Raw genomic sequence first — 2,454 nt, 5'->3', positions numbered from 1 at the left:
CCTTGGCTCTGAGTAGCTGAATTAGTAGCTGTAACTGCTTTCCAACCTGGATTTTAGCCTTTATTCCGCAACCCCTACCGAAGCTCCGCAAGCGGCTAGGTGGATCGCGATCGCGGCACCAATGCCAGAGCTACCACCAGTTACTAATGCTTTTTGACCTTTGAGGAGAGTTGGGGAATAGCTCATGGTAGTTATTAGTGGTAGTCGATCGAGTGTGATTGAAGACTTAAATACTCGATGTTAATGAGGCTATTCGAGCATAAGTATCTACACGTTAAAAGATCGATCTCATTATTGTTTCCATCCAAAGACTGATGTTTGAGTCGTTACGTTGCGATTAGTGGTGACGATCCAGAAACAGCACACTTCGCTATGTTGGCTAAAAATCGCTTTGCTCGATCTGACTCAATCTGAAATGGTGCCGAGGAGATCGGGCGATCTGGGTACAATAGCCTCAATTCGATCGCACAAAGCATTGCGATCGCTCCAGATGTGATGAGTTTGGTCGTGTGTGGCATCCATCCGTCAGTGAATGCCGCATACAAAGCTAAAGCCACCGAATTGAACGCGACCAGATGGGCGTTGTACAGCAAACTCCAAGGAGTGGAAACAGCACTCAGTCAGGGTTTATTGCGAGAAACCATCTAAGACCTAAAACCTAAAACCTACCCTCTACGCCAAACTACCATTCAACCCGAGTGCCAGATCTATTTTCCGGACTAGATCGATCGGCAGAAAGGGTTTAGAAATAACTTCCATGACACCAAGTTCGGTTAATAGCTCTTTGTCGGGTAAATAGCGATTTGCGGTCAATAAAATAACAGGAATATGTTTAGTACTGGTGTTGGAGCGTAAATGTCGTAAAAAAGCTAAACCATCCATTTCTGGCATCATTACATCTAAAACGATCGCATCGGGATGGTTGAGGCAAATTCGATCGAGTCCTTCTTGTCCCGACGAGACAGTGAGCACATCCCAACCTTTGAGTTTGTGTAGGCACATCGAGACAACTTCGCGAATATTACGATCGTCATCAATTACCAAAACTCGCTTGGCAATACCAATGGGGTTACCGATATCGGCTGCTGTCGAGCGTGCGGATTTGACAATCCGATCGACATTTACAGATGATTTCTTGTCCAGATATTTATCGAGCGTTTTTATAATTGATTGAGGTTCGATTGGCTTACCCAAAAATCCATTTGCACCGACAAATTTGGTACGTACTCGATCGATCAAGCCATCATTACCAGTCAAAATAATGATTGGGACGTTGGTTAAAGAAGGTGTTTTCCGAATCTGTTCGCAAACTTCATAACCATTCATTACTGGCATCACTAAATCCAGGAAAATTAGATCGGGTTTGTTTTTAATCAGACTGGGGATAATTTTGAGTGGATCTTGGACGCCAAAAGATCTGCATCCATGTCCGATAATAATTTTTTCTAGATGCTTGTACACTGAGAGGCTATCATCGACACAAGCAATCAGTGGGCTTTTGCGATCTTTTTGGTCGGTAATTTGGGCAGTGGGTGAAGAAATTTCGACGCGATCTAGTTCGGAAAAAAGCTTACGTTCTTCTGTATCTCTAGACTCAGTGGTAGATTGTTTGGTAAGAGATAACGTAATTAAACCTGAATCGATCGAAGTTATTAATAGTTTAGCTACATCGATGAGTTTTTGCTGATGATGAATTGCCAAACTCCGTAACGATTTACTGCCATCGATCGATAAGAGCAAAAATTGGAGCTTCTTATTATCTTTGAAATCTGTAGCTTTGACAGATCTTTGGAGGATTGGAAATAGACTCGGTGCGTACTTAACCAATCCATTTTTTTCCCACTCTTGCCATGCTTGAATGGTTTTACTGAGAATTGGCTGAATCTCTAGTAATGGTAAAATTGACTTGACTTGAGTATTTTTATCGTTAATGGGAATGAATCGACAAGCTAGTCGATCGCCTTTTTGTTGACTGAATTGAATGATGTCGAATAAAACTTCTTCGATCGCACATTCTTGAGCGATTTTATTAGCATTTAAAAATATTTCTTGCCGATCTGTCGATTTAACCAATCGATCGATCGGCATATTCAGTGAAGCTAAAGCTAGATTTCGATCCCACCGATCGATCGCATCGATACCACCACTAATACCAGCTAACCTGCCAGATGAAAAACACAACATCCAACTCGGTACATCAGCTACTTGAATTACGAGATTACCACTCTAGGTATTAGCTTTAATATTATTAAATTCAGAGATTGAGTCTCTGAACCTGACTGTTTTTTGATTGTTAGTGCTCATAATTATTAAAACATACTATCGATGAGTGAAAGCTCTAAAAATTAGAGTTGTTGAGGATTTTATCCGATTGAATTACCATGTGAAGTGGTGGGGTCGAACGAGAGTGACTATCGCTATAATTTTATAATTAGAATCGAGACTCTCCTGAGA

The 2,454-nt window shown here is 41.3% G+C and carries 2 protein-coding genes and 1 pseudogene; 1 reads left to right on the top strand and 2 read right to left on the bottom strand.

What is annotated here, in order from left to right; translation table 11 throughout:
* Window positions 1-75: 75 nt before the first annotated feature.
* Window positions 76-186, bottom strand: a pseudogene (locus tag C7B77_RS31255) (sugar dehydrogenase); the annotation flags it as partial.
* A 309-nt stretch (window positions 187-495) separates the two neighbouring features.
* On the opposite strand from C7B77_RS31255, the gene C7B77_RS30560 reads away from it, so the two are divergent.
* Complete coding sequence (locus tag C7B77_RS30560) at window positions 496-648, top strand: hypothetical protein (protein ID WP_181244067.1); 153 nt, start codon at window positions 496-498, stop codon at window positions 646-648.
* Between the two features lie 24 nt (window positions 649-672).
* On the opposite strand, the gene C7B77_RS28190 is transcribed toward C7B77_RS30560, so the two are convergent.
* Window positions 673-2,184 (bottom strand): response regulator, encoded by a 1,512-nt coding sequence (locus C7B77_RS28190; protein WP_106312880.1) that lies wholly within the window; start codon window positions 2,182-2,184, stop codon window positions 673-675.
* Between the last annotated feature and the right edge of the window lie 270 nt (window positions 2,185-2,454).

The sequence above is a fragment of the Chamaesiphon polymorphus CCALA 037 genome (assembly GCF_003003845.1).
Classification (GTDB): domain Bacteria; phylum Cyanobacteriota; class Cyanobacteriia; order Cyanobacteriales; family Chamaesiphonaceae; genus Chamaesiphon; species Chamaesiphon polymorphus.
Note: the sequence above shows the minus strand (reverse complement) of the source record. Positions and strands in the feature narration are given on the sequence as shown.